General features: G+C 33.8%; 17 protein-coding genes. 13 read left to right on the top strand and 4 right to left on the bottom strand.

The window, feature by feature from the left end:
- The first annotated feature begins 107 nt into the window (after positions 1–107).
- Together L0669_RS11850 and purU are read left to right on the top strand one after the other, a co-directional pair.
- The gene (locus tag L0669_RS11850; RefSeq protein WP_263763725.1) at positions 108–830 is read left to right on the top strand and encodes a DUF4197 domain-containing protein; all 723 of its coding nucleotides are present in this window, start codon (positions 108–110) and stop codon (positions 828–830) included.
- 120 nt (positions 831–950) lie between these two features.
- Positions 951–1,805: a formyltetrahydrofolate deformylase gene (gene purU, locus L0669_RS11845; protein WP_263763723.1), complete on the top strand. Its 855-nt coding sequence runs from the start codon at positions 951–953 to the stop codon at positions 1,803–1,805.
- Positions 1,806–2,279: 474 nt separating this feature from the next.
- Here purU and L0669_RS11840 read toward each other — a convergent pair whose 3' ends face one another.
- The 4 genes from L0669_RS11840 to L0669_RS11825 form a co-directional block, all read right to left on the bottom strand.
- Entirely contained in the window at positions 2,280–3,773 is a 1,494-nt protein-coding gene (locus L0669_RS11840) for a catalase (protein WP_263763722.1), read from the bottom strand.
- A gap of 734 nt (positions 3,774–4,507) precedes the next feature.
- Positions 4,508–5,311 (bottom strand): ABC transporter substrate-binding protein, encoded by an 804-nt coding sequence (locus L0669_RS11835; RefSeq protein WP_263763720.1) that lies wholly within the window; start codon positions 5,309–5,311, stop codon positions 4,508–4,510.
- Positions 5,312–5,573: 262 nt separating this feature from the next.
- Positions 5,574–6,395, bottom strand: a complete 822-nt coding sequence (gene pyrF, locus L0669_RS11830; protein WP_263763718.1) for an orotidine-5'-phosphate decarboxylase — start codon at positions 6,393–6,395, stop codon at positions 5,574–5,576.
- Positions 6,396–6,510: 115 nt separating this feature from the next.
- The gene (locus L0669_RS11825) at positions 6,511–8,694 is read right to left on the bottom strand and encodes a DUF5723 family protein (RefSeq protein ID WP_263763716.1); all 2,184 of its coding nucleotides are present in this window, start codon (positions 8,692–8,694) and stop codon (positions 6,511–6,513) included.
- Positions 8,695–8,856: 162 nt separating this feature from the next.
- Between L0669_RS11825 and L0669_RS11820 the strand changes: the two genes are divergently transcribed.
- The 11 genes from L0669_RS11820 (at position 8,857) to L0669_RS11770 (ending at position 15,606) form a co-directional block, all read left to right on the top strand.
- A complete protein-coding gene (locus L0669_RS11820; RefSeq protein WP_263763714.1) occupies positions 8,857–9,330 on the top strand; it encodes a Dps family protein in 474 nt (157 codons plus the stop codon).
- Positions 9,331–9,438: 108 nt separating this feature from the next.
- Complete coding sequence (locus L0669_RS11815; RefSeq protein WP_055098382.1) at positions 9,439–9,624, top strand: CsbD family protein; 186 nt, start codon at positions 9,439–9,441, stop codon at positions 9,622–9,624.
- A gap of 157 nt (positions 9,625–9,781) precedes the next feature.
- Positions 9,782–10,333 carry a helix-turn-helix domain-containing protein gene (locus L0669_RS11810; RefSeq protein ID WP_173970931.1) on the top strand — a complete coding sequence of 184 codons (552 nt, stop codon included), beginning with the start codon at positions 9,782–9,784 and terminating at the stop codon, positions 10,331–10,333.
- Between the two features lie 21 nt (positions 10,334–10,354).
- Positions 10,355–10,804 (top strand): response regulator, encoded by a 450-nt coding sequence (locus L0669_RS11805; protein WP_055098384.1) that lies wholly within the window; start codon positions 10,355–10,357, stop codon positions 10,802–10,804.
- Between the two features lie 9 nt (positions 10,805–10,813).
- Entirely contained in the window at positions 10,814–12,598 is a 1,785-nt protein-coding gene (locus tag L0669_RS11800; protein ID WP_173970930.1) for a CHASE3 domain-containing protein, read from the top strand.
- A 453-nt stretch (positions 12,599–13,051) separates the two neighbouring features.
- Positions 13,052–13,591 carry a DUF4142 domain-containing protein gene (locus L0669_RS11795; protein ID WP_263763712.1) on the top strand — a complete coding sequence of 180 codons (540 nt, stop codon included), beginning with the start codon at positions 13,052–13,054 and terminating at the stop codon, positions 13,589–13,591.
- A 39-nt stretch (positions 13,592–13,630) separates the two neighbouring features.
- Positions 13,631–14,278, top strand: a complete 648-nt coding sequence (locus L0669_RS11790; RefSeq protein ID WP_395364474.1) for a porin family protein — start codon at positions 13,631–13,633, stop codon at positions 14,276–14,278.
- Between the two features lie 35 nt (positions 14,279–14,313).
- Positions 14,314–14,466 (top strand): lmo0937 family membrane protein, encoded by a 153-nt coding sequence (locus L0669_RS11785; RefSeq protein ID WP_109746162.1) that lies wholly within the window; start codon positions 14,314–14,316, stop codon positions 14,464–14,466.
- 45 nt (positions 14,467–14,511) lie between these two features.
- Positions 14,512–14,796, top strand: a complete 285-nt coding sequence (locus L0669_RS11780; RefSeq protein ID WP_263763708.1) for a YtxH domain-containing protein — start codon at positions 14,512–14,514, stop codon at positions 14,794–14,796.
- A 35-nt stretch (positions 14,797–14,831) separates the two neighbouring features.
- Entirely contained in the window at positions 14,832–15,212 is a 381-nt protein-coding gene (locus tag L0669_RS11775) for a hypothetical protein (RefSeq protein ID WP_263763706.1), read from the top strand.
- Between the two features lie 22 nt (positions 15,213–15,234).
- Positions 15,235–15,606 (top strand): hypothetical protein, encoded by a 372-nt coding sequence (locus tag L0669_RS11770; protein WP_263763703.1) that lies wholly within the window; start codon positions 15,235–15,237, stop codon positions 15,604–15,606.
- Positions 15,607–16,097 lie beyond the last annotated feature (491 nt).

Here is a 16,097-nt window from a genome sequence, read left to right as displayed (position 1 = left end):
AGCGGGACGAATGTTAATTATAAAACAAATTGTTTCTGCTCCCCAAAGAAAATTGTGGCTTTGTTTTTGAATAAGTAGTATTTTTGAAACTTAATAAAACCTACCTAATGAAAAAGATTTTAATTTTATCGCTTATATTTTCTCTTAGCTCTCATGCTCAGGTAAAAGAAACTCTAGCTCAAAAACTTGCAAAATTATCAACCAAAATTACAGGAACTAGTGGCGTTGATATTGCTTCCGGATTAAAAGAGGCTCTAAATAAAGGAATTACGGAACAAGTGAGTAAATTAACCGCCGAAGATGGTTTTTATAAAAATGAGGCTGTAAAAATTTTAATGCCTGAAGAATTACAAAAAGTTGACGCTACGTTGCGTAAAGTAGGTTTAGGTTCTCTTGCTGATGAAGGGATAAAAGTAATGAATCGTGCGGCGGAAGATGCTGTAAAAGAGGCTACTCCGATATTTGTTTCGGCGGTAAAAAACATGTCGTTTACTGATGCTAAAAATATTTTGTTGGGCAATGAAAGTGCTGCAACTACGTATTTACAAAAAGGCACAAATACTGCTTTGTACGCAAAATTTAATCCGGTGATTAAAAGTTCTTTCGAAAAAGTGGGTGCCGATGTAGTTTGGAAAAACATCATTAATAAATACAACACGATTCCGTTGGTGAGAAAAGTAAACCCGGATTTGACCGACTATACCACGAATCAGGCTTTGGCAGGAGTTTTTAAAATGATTGCTGTTGAAGAAAAAGATATTCGTACTAATATTAATGCAAGAACGACGCCTTTGCTACAAAAGGTGTTTGCAATGCAGGATAAAAAGTAAAACTTAACCGCAAAGAACGCAAAGCTTTACGCAAAGACCGCTAATTATTTTTCTTTGCGAACATAGCGTAAACCTTTGCGTTCTTTGCGGTTAAAACTAAACCAAAAAACTAAACTTGAAATGCAAAAAATAACCATTCTGATTCACTGTAAAGACCAAAAAGGAATTATCGCCGCAGTGACTACTTTTATTGCTAAAGTAGAAGGAAATATTACTTACATCGACCAACATGTTGATGTAGAACAAAATGTGTTTTTTATGCGATTGGAATGTGAACTGACAAATCATCACATTACAATCGATAACCTGAAAGCTGATTTTGACAAAACTATTGCCACTGATTTTGATATGTCGTGGGATTTATACAATCAGGAACAAAAACCAAAAATGGCTTTGTTTGTCTCGAAATACGATCACTGTTTGTTTGATATTTTAGGACGTTACAGTGCTGGCGAACTGAATGTTGAAATTCCGGTAATTATAAGTAATCACAACGATTTAAGATCGATTGCAGAAAGATTTGATATTCCGTTTCATTGTGTGCCTTTTACAAAAGATAATAAGGAAGAAGGCGAAGCGAAACAAATTGAGTTATTACAGCGATACCAGATTAACTTTATTGTTCTGGCGCGTTATATGCAAATAATTACGCCTAATTTAATTGCGCTTTACGAGAACAAAATCATTAATATTCATCATTCGTTTTTGCCTGCTTTTCCGGGCGCAAAACCGTATCATTCGGCTTTTAAACGTGGGGTGAAAATTATTGGTGCAACGAGTCATTATGTTACGGCAGAATTAGACGAAGGGCCAATTATCGAACAGGATATTGCGAGGGTTTCTCACATACATTCGGTTGATGATTTTATTATGAAAGGTCGTGATCTGGAGCGTATTGTTTTGGCGAGGGCTATAAAATTACATGCGGAGCGTAAGACTATGGTTTATAGTAATAAGACTGTGGTTTTTTCTTAGGCGTTTTTTAACCGCTAATTTTTTTTTAAAAACCGCAAAGTTTTTTTAACCGCAAAGGGCGCGAAGGATTACGCAAAGGGCGCGAAGTTTTTTATGCTTGGTGTTTGATATTTTTTGAAGGTCACAAAGCTTTGTCTATAATTTTTGGCCACGGATTGTGCAGATTTAAACGGATTTTCACTGAATTATATTTCTTTGAACCTCACATATTAAACCGGACTGAAGTCCGGTCCTACAATATGGTCCAACCCAAAGGCTCTTTTTTAGTTCCGAAGGAACGAATTATATTGTAGAGCTGGACTTCAGTCCAGTTTACATAAAAATATTTATTTATATCAAATAACAAACCCGACAGATTTTGAAACCTGTCGGGTTTAATTTTTTAAAAAGCTTAGAAGCTTAGTAACTTAGAAGCTTCAAAAAAACCTTTGAGCCTTTGTAGCTCTGTCCCTTTGAACCTTCAAAAGAAAAAACCTATCTCACTTCAATTAATAATCTTGGATCAGAAAAGTTATTTACTTGTTCCATTGTTAATCCTAAAGCGTGTGCAACACCTTCTCCGTATTCAGGATCTGCTTTAAAACAGTTTCTGATATGACGAATCTGGATAAAAGCCTGCGCTCCTCCTACTTGTGCTGCAGTATTTTTGAATAACAATTGTTTTTTCTCATCGGTTAATAAACGGAATAATAAACCTGGCTGGGTAAAGTAGTCGTTATCATCTTCTCTGAAATTATGCGCATAAGCATCTCCATGTAATTTCAATGGTGGTTCTTTAAATTCTGGTTGCTCTTGCCATTCTCCAAAACTATTTGGCTCGTAGTGTTTACGTCCGCCGTTGTTTCCGTCTACACGCATTGCACCATCTCTGTGGAATGTGTTATAAGGACATCTTGATGAGTTTACGGGAATTTGATAGTTGTTTACTCCTAAACGGTAACGGTGTGCATCTCCGTAAGAAAATAAACGGGCTTGCAACATTTTATCTGGTGAAAAACTAATTCCTGGAGGTACATGCGCCGGATTAAAGGCAGCTTGTTCTACTTCGGCAAAATAGTTTTCAGGGTTTTTATTTAATTCGAATTCTCCAACCGGAATTAGCGGGAAATCGCCTTTTAACCAAACTTTAGTTAAATCGAAAGGATGAAAACGATATGTAGCTGCTTGTTCTTCGGTCATGATCTGAACGAACATTTTCCATTTTGGGAAGTTTCCTTCTTCAATAGCATCAAATAAATCTCTTTGATGACTTTCTCTATCATTACCTACTAAATGAGCCGCTTGTTCATCAGATAAATTCTCGATTCCTTGTTGAGAAACAAAATGGAATTTCACATAATGTCTTTCGTTTTGAGCGTTTAGGAAACTAAAAGTATGACTACCAAATCCGTGCATTTCTCTATACGATCTCGGAATTCCGCGATCACTCATTACGATTGTAATCTGGTGTAAAGCTTCAGGTAATAAAGTCCAAAAATCCCAATTGTTATCAGCACTCCTTAAATTGGTTTTTGGATCACGTTTTACAGCGTGATTTAGATCCGGAAATTTCATTGGATCACGGAAAAAGAAAACCGGTGTATTATTACCTACCAAATCCCAATTTCCTTCATTAGTATAAAATTTCAAGGCAAAACCACGAATATCTCTTTCGGCATCAGCAGCACCTCTTTCACCTGCAACGGTTGAGAAACGTGCGAACATTTCTGTTTTTTTACCAATTTCCGAAAATATGTCGGCTCTTGTATATTTTGTAATATCATGAGTTACAGTAAAAGTCCCATAAGCTCCAGAACCTTTGGCGTGCATTCTTCTTTCCGGAATAACCTCGCGGTCAAAATGTGCCATTTTTTCTAAAAACCAAAAATCTTGTAATAAAACGGGGCCACGAGGTCCTGCAGTTTGTATGTTTTGATTGTCTGGAACGGGAGTTCCTGTTGCAGTTGTTAATTTTTTGTTTGAATCCATAATGCTGATATTTAATGTTTTATCAAATATACGAAGATATCTTTAGGATATTCATAAACAAAATTGATTGTTATTATATTTTAATAATCAAAAGTTATTTAACGCTGTAGAAAGCTCAGAAACAAGTATTAAAAAATCTTAACTTATGTCCAACAAAGTAATAACAAAACCTTAACAGCTAAACATCCATTTATGTTAGATCTTTGTAGTGTAATAAACTGGTTATTTATTATTTTGGTTTTGGTTAGTTAAATGATGCCGGCGTCTTCGAGATGCCGGCATTCTTTTTTTATATCAATTCTTGTTTTTTTTGGTTCAGGTTTAAAGTTTCACTTTGCTTCACTTTCGCATTAGCTTTACCTAAAAAAACATAAGTTTCATTCTTACAAAACTATCTACAAATGATGAAATTTAGACATTAACTTATATTCAACAAAGTAATAACAAGACCTTAACACCATAAGATCGATATATGTCGGATCTTTGTAATGTAATAAACTGGTTATTTATTATTTTGGTTTTGGTTAGTTAAATAGTGCCGGCGTCTTCGAGATGCCGGCATTCTTTTTTTATATCAATCTGGTTTCAGGTTTCAAGTTGTTGGATTGTTGATTTAACCGCAAAGCACGCTAAGTTTTTTATAGAAGTTTTTTAAAAAACGCAAGGTTCGCAAGGCTTTATGTTTATTTAGCTTTGCGAACCTTGCGTAAACCTTAGCGTGCTTTGCGGTTAAATTACGCTATACTATTTCTTTCATGCAATACTTTAAAATAAGCAAAAGCCTTTAGCAATCTACTCCCGTGCCAGGAGAACATTTCGCCATCTACAAAAATAGTTTTGGCGTGATGTGTAAAACGTCCGATCTCGAAAGCGTCTTCTTCTTTAAAAGGATACGGTTCTGACGAAAGAAAGACAATATCAGGATCACCTTCGATGCGTATTTTTTTTATTTCGATTTCAGGATAACGTCCTTTGTCTTCGTAAATATTTGAGAAATGATTGAGTTTTAATAACTCATTGATATAGGTATCTTTTCCGGCAACCATAAATGGATTCTTCCAGATGAAATAGGCAGCTTTTTGTACCGGAATATCTGCCATATATTTTTTGAAATCGCTTAAAGCAAAAAACAATTTGTTATTCCATTTTTGAGCTTCGGTTCTGCAATTAAAGAGTTGACCAAAGTCTGAAATCATCTGAAAATTATCTTCAATGGTAACAATATTCGTTACCCAAACCGGACAAATAACACTTAATTGATCTACGATTTCTTGCGTGTTTTCTTCTTTATTACAAATAATAATATCAGGCTGAAGTAATTTTATCTTCTCAAAATGAATTTTCTTAGTACCGCCAACAATCTTCTTAGTCGATTTTAAATGATACGGATGTACACAAAACTTGGTTATTCCGATGATTTTATCTTCTAAACCTAAATCATACAGTAATTCGGTTTGAGAAGGCACTAACGAAATGATGCGCTTAGGAGTTGTCTCAAAAGAATGTAAAGTACCTAGTTGATCTGAGAATTGTTTCATTTTGTTTTTGTTTCAGGTTTGAAGTTTTCTTTGTTTCAAGTTGTTGGATTGTGTTGATTTAACCGCAAAGGACGCTAAGTTTTTTCGCAAAGTCTCGCAAAGATTATGCTCTTTACGAAAAGTTATCTTCTATCGAAAAAAGTTCGCAAAGCTTTATGTTGATATAGCTTTGCGAACTTTGTGTTTTCTAAGCATTCAGTTAGATAAAAAACTTAGCGCACTTTGCGGTTAAAATATGTTCAAAGTAAAGCAAACTTTAAACCTAAGACCTGAAACTTAAAATACTTTCCATTTCCTGCTGAACTTTCAAAGCTTCTTCTCTCGCCTTTTCTGCGAAATCTGTTCCTTTTGATGCGTAGATAATTGCTCTTGCTGAGTTGACTAATAAACCTACTTTATCGTTCATTCCGTATTTGCAAACTTCAGATAAACTTCCGCCCTGAGCGCCAATTCCCGGAACTAGTAAAAAACTATCCGGAACAATTTTTCTGATATCGGCAAAATATTCTGCTTTTGTAGCGCCTACAACATACATTAGGTTGTGGCTATTTTTCCATGTTTTAGAGGTTTCTAAAACTTGTTTGTATAATTCTTGTCCGTTTGTCGTTAATGTCTGAAAATCGAAAGCTCCTTCATTAGACGTTAAAGCCAACATAATGGTATGTTTATTTTCGAAAGCCAAGAATGGCTCAACCGAATCTTTCCCCATATAAGGCGCAACGGTTACACTATCAAAATTTAAATCTTCAAAAAATGCTTTTGCATACATGCTTGACGTATTGCCTATATCACCACGTTTTGCATCTGCAATGGTAAAAATCTCAGGGAAATTCTCGTTGATATAGTTGATCGTTTTTTGCAAAGACATCCATCCTTTTATTCCGTATGCTTCAAAAAAAGCGGTATTAGGCTTATATCCTACTGCAAGATCGTGTGTCGCATCGATTATGGCTTTATTAAATTCGAAAATAGGATCTTCGGTTTCTAATAAATGAGCTGGGATTTTAGTCAGATCAGGATCTAATCCAACGCATAAAAATGATTTTTTTAAAAGAATCTGTTCGTGTAGTTGTTGTGTTGTCATTCTTGTTTTTTTAGTTCTTCTAATCCATCAAAAGTGATTCTTTTTTAGAAGTATGCAAAAATAAAAAAAGCCATTCAATTACGAATGGCTTTTTGGTTTTATATTCAGTTTAGGCTTATAAATTGCCTAAGTAAACAATTTCTGTTCTTCTGTTTTGTGCTCTTCCTGAAGCAGTTTTATTAGTTGCAACTGGTTTACTAGCTCCAAATCCCTGCGAAGATAGATTATCAGGATTTACTCCTTTTGCAATTAAGGCATCCATAACTACTTTTGCTCGCTCTTCAGATAATTTCTGATTTGCTTTTGCATTTCCAACATTATCAGTATGTCCGTTGATGGCAAATTTAGCATTTGGATAATTTTTCAAGATTTCTTTAATCGCATCTAATCTTCCTGAAGTTTCGCCTTTTTTAGCATCGCTTAATGTTGCTTTTCCGGTAACGAAAAAGATCGATTTAGCCTCTACTTTTAATTTTTCTAAAGTAGCTTTGGTCACTTTAGGACAACCTTTATTTTCAGCCGGACCAGCAATTAGCGGACATTCGTCTACATTATCCGGAACTCCGTCTTTGTCAGCATCCAGAACCGGACAACCTTTATTTTCTGCTAAACCGGCCACCGTTGGGCAAGCATCGTCTTTGTCTAAAACGCCGTCTCCGTCTGTATCTGGCCAAGGACAACCTTTATTTTCTACCGGTCCGGCAATTGCAGGACAAGCATCTACATTATCCAAAAGTGTATCTCCGTCAGAATCTTTCCAAGGACAACCTTTATTTTCTACAGGACCCGCAACATTCGGGCAAGCATCATCTTTATCAAAAACACCATCTTTATCTGCATCTGGCCAGGGACATCCGTTATTTTCTGCCGGACCCGCTACTTTTCTGCAAGCATCTTCTTTGTCGATAACTCCGTCTCCGTCTGTATCTTTAAATTTCTTTTCATAAACCGGAATTTTCATCCCCAAATGAAAATCAGCTGCCTTTGATTCTTTCGAAACTAAATTAGTAAGTATAGAACCTGATCCAATAAAGAAAGCTCCTACTCTTAATCCAGACCCCACCTGCATTCCGCTATATTCCATATACGTCATTGGTACGTAAAAACTAAACCATCTGCTTTCGTAACGTGGTGTCAGCGTAACACGATCAGCTATTCCGTAACCATTGATTTTATTTGCCGCAACCATATTGATATCTCCGTTAAGATTCAAATAGAATTTCTTGTACATATTCCAGTCTACATCAGCATGAAGCGCCGTTGGTAAATTGGTTTTCATTCCGTTTCTTGAAGATGTTTTCGTGTAATGTTCGTTAAGAAAATCGTAGAAATTATCTGCATCATCGATCATTTCCTGAGTAATGGTACCATTTACATTATAAGTATCCTGTCTTGCTTTTTTGTAATTGATAGATCCGATATCCGTAACAGATAAACCAAAACGCACTTTGTATTTATTTAAATCTCTAAAATTATTATCAGCAGGTTTTGCTCTGCTCAAATCATACTGATCGTAATCTGGTCTCCATTCGTATACTAATCCAAAATCAAAACCAAATCCGTTGGCACCAGAGTCAAATTTATAATCCTCGTTTGCTTCAAAATCCTGACTTGTTCCCACAGAAATTTCTCCGCTTGAAACAAGAGTTCCTTTTTCAGGATTTACTGTATTTTCGTTGTATTTAACATTAACATTGTTTCCTTTTACATATCCGTTTACACCACCTTGCAAGTACTTGGCTGTAAGACCTCCTTTTAAAAAGTGCTGATCTTTTTGGTATAAAACTGCAGCATACGAAAGTCCAAGTTCAGCCCAGGTGTTCGAAGCTCCGTTGGCATTTCCTGCATTAAAATTAAAATCGCTTGCTTTATCCAGACCATCTTTTACCTGATCTACCAGATTTCCGTTTATGTTTCTTACGTTGCTAACAGATCTTGCGCGTGTAAAAACTGCAATGGTATGTTTTGGAGCAATATTAAACATAAATGAAGGTCCCATGATATCAAAATTAGCAAGACCATTGTTGGCTCCTTTTGGAGTCATTTTAGACTGTGTATCAAAATCATATCCCTTTTTGTAAGTATCAAAAATATTTACTCCGTACAAATCATTGGCTACTGATCCGCTGACAGAAAATATATTAATATCGGTCTTAAAACGAGAATCGGCAATAGACGCCGGATTAAAAAGTACACTTTGTATACCTGCATAATTATCATGCGTGTAGCCTAAATAAGATTGGGCTTTCGCCGAAAAAATTATGGTAATAAATAATAAACTGAGTAGTGTTTTTTTCATTAAAATTTGGTTTTTTAGATAAATTCGGGGGCAAAACTACTGTTTTAGAATTACAAACAGGTTACGCTAACATTGAATTCATGTAACATCTGTAATAAATTATGTAAGAAAAACAAAATGCTTCTTTTCTATTTTTGATAAAGAACATTAAATCAAACAATTATGACCCCACATATCGGAATAACGCCAAAAAACTTAAAAAAAAGTACCACTATATTAGCTACAATTTTATCTAACGAAATGACCCTTTATGTAAAAACCAGAAAATTTCACTGGAATATTTCAGGAAACAGCTTTATGGAGCTGCATAAATTGTTTGAAGAGCAATACCGAATTTTAGAAGCCAATATCGACGAAGTGGCAGAACGCATTAGTCAGCTTGGCGAAAAAACCATCGGAACCATGAAAGAGTTTATAGACAACTCTACTCTAAAAGAATCTCCTAAAGAATATGCTTCGCAAAAACACATGCTGGAGGAACTTTTAGAAAATCACGAACAATTAGTTACAGAATTCAGAGATTATATTCCGGCTTTTGAAGAAAACAGCAATGATGTTGGTTCTGCTGATTTTGTAACGGGTTTACTCCAACAACACGAAAAAATGGCCTGGGTTTTACGTCGTTATCAGGTTTAAAAAAATAACAAAATGTGAATTATGAAACGCTTTGCAAAATTCATATAACAAGAAAGCAAAACAGAATAAGGAAATTTACATTATTATAAATACTTAAATAAAAATATCATGAATACTACAGAGATAAAAGGAAACTGGAACGAGTTGAAGGGAAAACTAAAACAACAATATGCTGATCTTACAGATGACGATTTATTGTATGATGAAGGAAAAGAAGACGAAATGTACGGAAAACTTCAACAAAAATTAGGTAAAACAAAAGATGAAGTTCGCAAAATCATTGCTGATTTGTAAGAACCTCTGAATCAACCATAAATACCGTCTAGTACAACATATTAGGCGGTATTTTTATGAGAATTTTATTTAAATTTTTCGCTGTTCTAAATCGCTAACAAGCATTAAACTCTATAACCAAAAATAAATTAATTATCTTTAACCAAATTTCTATAAAATGAAACTATTTATAAAGTTCGATATTAACACCATTTGCTCACTTTTTTTGAAACAAAACCTGGAACAACAAAATGTAAATTTTACGACTCTGGGATTTGGCGAAATTGAAATTGCGGACAATCTTGATGCTGATGCACTCGAATCTTTAAAGAATAATTTACTGCCGTGTGGTTTTGAAGTTGTCGAAAATCAGAAAAGTGTTCTGGTGCAAAAAATAAAAGACGCCATAATTGAGCTTGTTTTCATGGAAGACAGCAATAATTATAAAAGTTCTGTGTTTTTAGCAGAGAAATTAAATCACAGTTACGGCTACTTGTCTAATGTTTTCTCAGAAGTAACATATTCTTCTATTGAAAATTTTATCATTTTACAAAAAATTGAAAGAGCCAAACAATTAATTATTATTAATGAAATGAGTTTGACCGAGATTGCTTTTTTACTCAACTATTCGAGTGTAGCGCATTTGAGTACGCAGTTTAAAAACACCACTGGAATTACGCCATCGGCTTTTCAGAGAATAATTAAGAAACGTAGAGAAAATTTAAAATAAAACCCATAATACCATACTAAAATGCAAAAAAACGCATTATACATTCTATTAGCTGATGATGATGAAGATGATCGTCTTTTTTTTAAGGATGCTTTTGAAGAAATAAAAATTCAGACAAAGGTTGATTTTGTTCATGACGGAATGCAATTGATGGATCATTTGATGGATCCTGAAACTAAATTACCGGATATTTTATTTCTGGATTTGAACATGCCTAAAAAAACAGGTAAAGAGTGTTTGATCGAAATAAAAAAAACAGAACATCTTAAAAATATTATTATTGCCATTTATTCTACTTCATCATCTGAAGAAGATATAGAAGACACCTTTATTCAGGGAGCCAATATTTATATTAAAAAACCGAGCGATTTTAATACGCTTAAAAAAATAATTAATGAAGTGGTTACAGTAAACTGGCACTATCATACATCAGGTTTAAATCGTGATAATTTCCTGCTTCGACTAAAATAATAGCATACAATGAAATGGATACCAAATTTTAATTCTTCAAACTCATTGAGAGTTATTTTTGTAATCGCGGTTTTCATTCTGTTATTTCTTTCTTCTATTGCTTACAAACACAATCGGGATTTAGATGAATCCAGTAAAGTGGTAATGCATACGTATGAAATAAACATTCAATTAGAGCGATTAATGTCGGCAATTAAGGATGCCGAAACGGGGCAGCGTGGCTATATCATAACACGAAATGCACGATTTTTAACGCCTTATATTTATTCGCGCGATAAGGTAAATACTTCGTTTATTACCTTAAAAAAGCTTACTGCCGATAATCCGAAGCAACAAAAAAACCTTGAAAAATTATTTAAACTAATTATTCAGCGTTTTGTTTCGTTCGAAAATTGTTTAAAATACAGCGATCCCAAAACATATGATAAGAGAAAACTCGACAATCATATGTTTGGCGGTCGAATCCTGATGGAGAACATTCGTTTTCAGGTTGACGAAATGAACGACATCGAGAAAAATTATCTGGCAAAAAGACTCAAAATTTATGCTGCCGAAATTTCTTTAAGTCCCCTATTTTCTATTTCATTATTTCTTGTGGCGCTAAGTTTTATCTTATTAGCTTACAGACAAATTAGCCGTGACTTTGAACGTTTGAAGATTTACAATAAAAAACTCTTAATTTCAAGTGGACTAATGGCTGAATCTGAAAGCATCGGAAAATTCAGTACCTGGCAATGGGATCTTGATTCTGATAAAATAGACTATTCAGACAATCAATATCGTTTACTAGGTTTTGAACCTAATGCTTTTGTTCCTGAAAAAGAAACTTTCCTGGAATTTGTACATCCTGATGACAAAGAAAAAGTAGCAAAATCAATGGAAAACATTGTTGTAAAAAAACAATTACCTTTTGTTTACTATAAAATCACTCGTCCGGATTACGAAATAAGATACTTTAAATCTACCGGAAAATTATTGACGGATCAGCAAGGAAGTAAAATTTTACTCGGAATTAACTTTGATATTACCGATGAGCATTTATTGAACATCGAATTGGAGGAACGCAATAGAGAACTGGAGAAAAGCAATAAAGAATTAGCTTCTTTCAACCACGTTGCAAGTCACGATTTACAGGAACCTTTACGAAAAATTCAAACTTTTGTTTCCCGAATTTCAGAGGCCGATAAAGCAGTTTTATCTGAAAGTGCGAAAGCGTATATTTCTAAAATCGAAGTTTCGGCAAAAAGAATGCGCGTGTTAATCGACGATTTACTTTTATTCTCGAGAACCAATACAACTAAAAAGGAATTTATAAAACTAAGTTTAAACGAACTGCTTGAAAATGCCGAATCTGAATTGGCGGAAATCATCGAGGAGAAACATGCTGTAATTACAGTTTCGAAATTGCCGAAACTAGCTGTTATTCCGTATCAGATCGAGCAGCTTTTTATTAACCTTATCGGTAATTCATTAAAATACAGTCAGCCTGATATCGCTCCTGAAATTAAAATCGAAAGCGAAAAAGTAAACTCAAGCGATTACCCGGATTTATTAGAACCTAATGTAAAGAAATTCCATAAAATTACCTTTACAGATAACGGAATGGGATTTGATCCTCAGTTTAAAGAAACGATTTTTGTTTTGTTTCAGCGTTTGCATTCTAAAACAGATTATCCAGGAACCGGAATTGGTCTTGCCATTTGCAAAAAAATCGTAGACAATCATAAAGGTCATATTATAGCCGACAGTACTCCTAATAAAGGATCTGTTTTTACAGTTTTTCTTCCAGAGTAGATTAGTTTGCAGTCACAGTCGCAATTTACAGTTGGAAAAAGTTTACAGTCGCAGTTTACAGCTGGAAAAAGTTTACAGTCGCAGTCACAGTTTACAGTAAAACTGAGACTGAGAACTGAGACTGAGACTGGGACTGAAAACTGAGACTGAAAACCGAGACTGAGACTGAAAACTAAGACCGAAATCTGTAGGAAAACAAAATACCTCTAAATTATACTCAACATAAAAAAAGAAACCATAGAAAAACTGTGGTTTCTTTTTTTTTTGCTTTAAACTTTAATGAATAACCCCTTGAAAATTAAAGGATAAAACGCCCATATAAACCGATTATGGGAATTATATAAAGATTCTTTTTTATGCTGTAAAGCAAAATGTTTGTTTCGTTAGCATCTTTGTAATGTAATACTTTATGAAGTAATAATGAAAGCAGCGCACCAATTAAAAGCGACCATTTTGAGACTATTTTTTTTATTGATAATTATACTTTGCATCACGTCGTGCAACAAAAGTAATCCGATAGAAACTTCACTTAAAAATGAAACTTTTAATAAAACAGAAAAAGAAGAAATTGAAGCCTTTTTTTTTATTGCGACAGCAAATGTGACAAAATCAATTATTTCTAAAAGTCAAATTGCACAACAAAAAAGTTCAGATTCTATTTTACAGGAATGGAGTAGAAAAATAGAAATCAATCAGAATCAATTGTTGCAGGATGTTTCTAAAATGGCCAATAAAAAGCTCATTATTATTACAGAAATCAATGCTACACACAATAAACTAGATTTATACGAACTGATTGATGCCAATAATACTGATTTTAATAAGGCTTATTTGAGTTCTATGACAGAATCATTAAAAGAGCAAATTGGATTGTTTGAAACGATTTCGAAACAAACCAATGACAAGACGATATTAAAACTAGTGTTACAATATTTACCTGAACAATATCAAAACCTGCGCGAAATGCAAAGGCTTAACAATGAGATTAATTAAATGCCTATATATCTATTATTAACTAAATTATTTTAAACTATGAAAATGCAATCAAATTTTTTATGCGCCTTAACACTTTTTTTAACAGCTTCATTTGGAATGCTACACGCTCAGGACAATAATGTAAATACCGAGTTTGGTATAAAAGGAGGATTCAATATGTCTAACCTATATGGTAGCGGAGATGACGTAGATGATAACAATGTATTATACGGATTTAATGCCGGAGTTTATGCCACATTACCTATCTCAGATTTCATCGCTATTCAGCCAGAGATTTTGTTTACTACAAAAGGAGCAAAATTAGAATATAACAATGCTCTTGTTTCAGGAGATGCAAAATTTAAATTAAACTACATCGAAGTTCCTTTATTAGTAAGAGTAAACATCACCAAAAATTTTAACGTTCACGCCGGTGGTTATGCTTCATACTTAGTAAGTTCTAAAGTAAAAGGTGACGGAGACATTAGTTTTGACGAAGATGTAGATACTGACGATTTAAACAAGTTTGATGCTGGTATCGCTGCAGGTGTTGGAGTAGATTTTAGCCCTCTAAGCATTGGTTTACGTTACAACTACGGATTAACAACTGTTGGAAAAGAAAGAACTGTTGCAGGAACAACCTACACATTTCCGGATGCAAAAAACAGCAACTTAACTTTATACTTATCGTATAAACTGAACTAAAAAAAACGAATTATTAACCCCTTAATATAAAAACCATGTCAAATTTATTATATACAATCGCGGTAATTCTGGTTATTCTTTGGGCTCTTGGGTTCTTTGTTTATAGCTTAGGAAGTATCATCCACATATTATTGGTAATTGCAATTATTGCAATACTATTCAGACTGATCAAAGGTCGAGAAGTTTAAAAATCAACATTATAAAAAATTATATTAATCACTAAATCAAATATTATGAAAGCAAGTAACACAATTTTAGGAATTTTAGGAGCTGCAGCTGCAGGAGCATTTTTAGGTGTATTATTCGCACCGGACAAAGGGTCAAACACTAGAAAAAAAATCTCAGATAAATCAAAAGATTACGGAGATAAAGCAAAAGCAAAATTCGATGGTATTGTGAGCACAATTTCTTCAAATGGTAAAGATATTATCGAAGAAGGAAAAGCAAAATTCAACCAGGCAAAAGAAGACTTCAACGCAATTAAAGATGAAGCAAAAAGTGTAAAAACGAACTACTAAAAAGTGAAATTTTTAAACCATAAATACCCTATATCATGGAATCAGATGCAACAACAAACGAGAACTTAAATCTTTATGAAAAAGCTGAAAACTATACCAAAACAAGCTTAGAATTACTAAAGCTTAAAACGGTATCAGCAGTAGCAGATGTTTTATCAACATTAACATCAAGAATAGCAGTTGGCGCTGTTGTTGCATTTTTTACCTTATTCCTGAATATAGGGATTAGTTTATGGCTTGGTAAAGTACTTGGGGAGTATTATTACGGTTTTTTTATCGTAGCACTTTTTTACCTTATCGTTGCAATCTTAATGCATACTTTGCAACATAAGATCATTAAAACACCTATTGGAAACATGATTATTTCCAGTATTTTAAAAGAAACTAAAAAAGATAATAAAACTGATTTAAATTAATTAATAACTAAAAAAGACTGTTATGGAAACTATTTACACTATTGATGGATTAAATCAGACGATTCAACAATTAGAAATTCGACAGGACGCAGAATGGTGCGCTATAAAAGACGAAATCGAGGAAATTAAGCACAATTTAAAACCGCTTAATCTAATCAGGAATACAGTAGAAGAAATCAACGAAACTGTAGGTTTTAAAAGCAATCTGGCACAATCAGCAATAAGCATTGGGATTGGCTACCTCGCAAAGCGATTTGTAGTAGGAAAAAGCACCTCAGCATTCAAAGGTATTTTCGGATCCTTATTACAGCTTGTCGTAACTAATTTAGTTTCAAAACCACATCATGATTCACAAAAAGAAGAATCATCACAACAAGAATCATCAAGAGAGTAATTGTCTAACTCAAATTTATGTATTATGGAAAAGTTAAGCGAAATAGTATTAAAAAATGGTGTATACGTTTACTCGAATCTATATAAATGTTTCGAATTTTCGAGAGTATTTCTAGGTATCTAACTTGCTTTATACGTTTTATAAACAAACGGTTAAACAGTTAATATCCTTCACTATATATTTTATAAAGGTTCTGAGATACTGAGTTGCTAAGGTTCTAAGATTTCTTTTGAAAGTCTAAAACCAGACTTCGTCTGAACCAAAAAAAGCCCCTGTTTCACATTAGTAAAACAGGGGCTTTTTGTATTTACGATATTTCAAATATATTCCGAGGTTTTAATCTTGGGAAACGGAATGCAGAATGTAAATCATGAGAATTTATTGTTACGATATATTGTGATGATATGCAATGCGATTACAAATTACGATTTGGATATATTGCGATTATATATATTGCGTTCCAGTGGTTGAAACCACTGGCTATGTTTATC

Origin of the sequence: Flavobacterium bizetiae, assembly GCF_024271895.1 — a bacterium.
GTDB lineage: Bacteria > Bacteroidota > Bacteroidia > Flavobacteriales > Flavobacteriaceae > Flavobacterium > Flavobacterium bizetiae.
The sequence above is the reverse complement of the archived record's forward strand: the minus strand, read 5'-3'. Positions and strand labels throughout refer to the sequence as shown.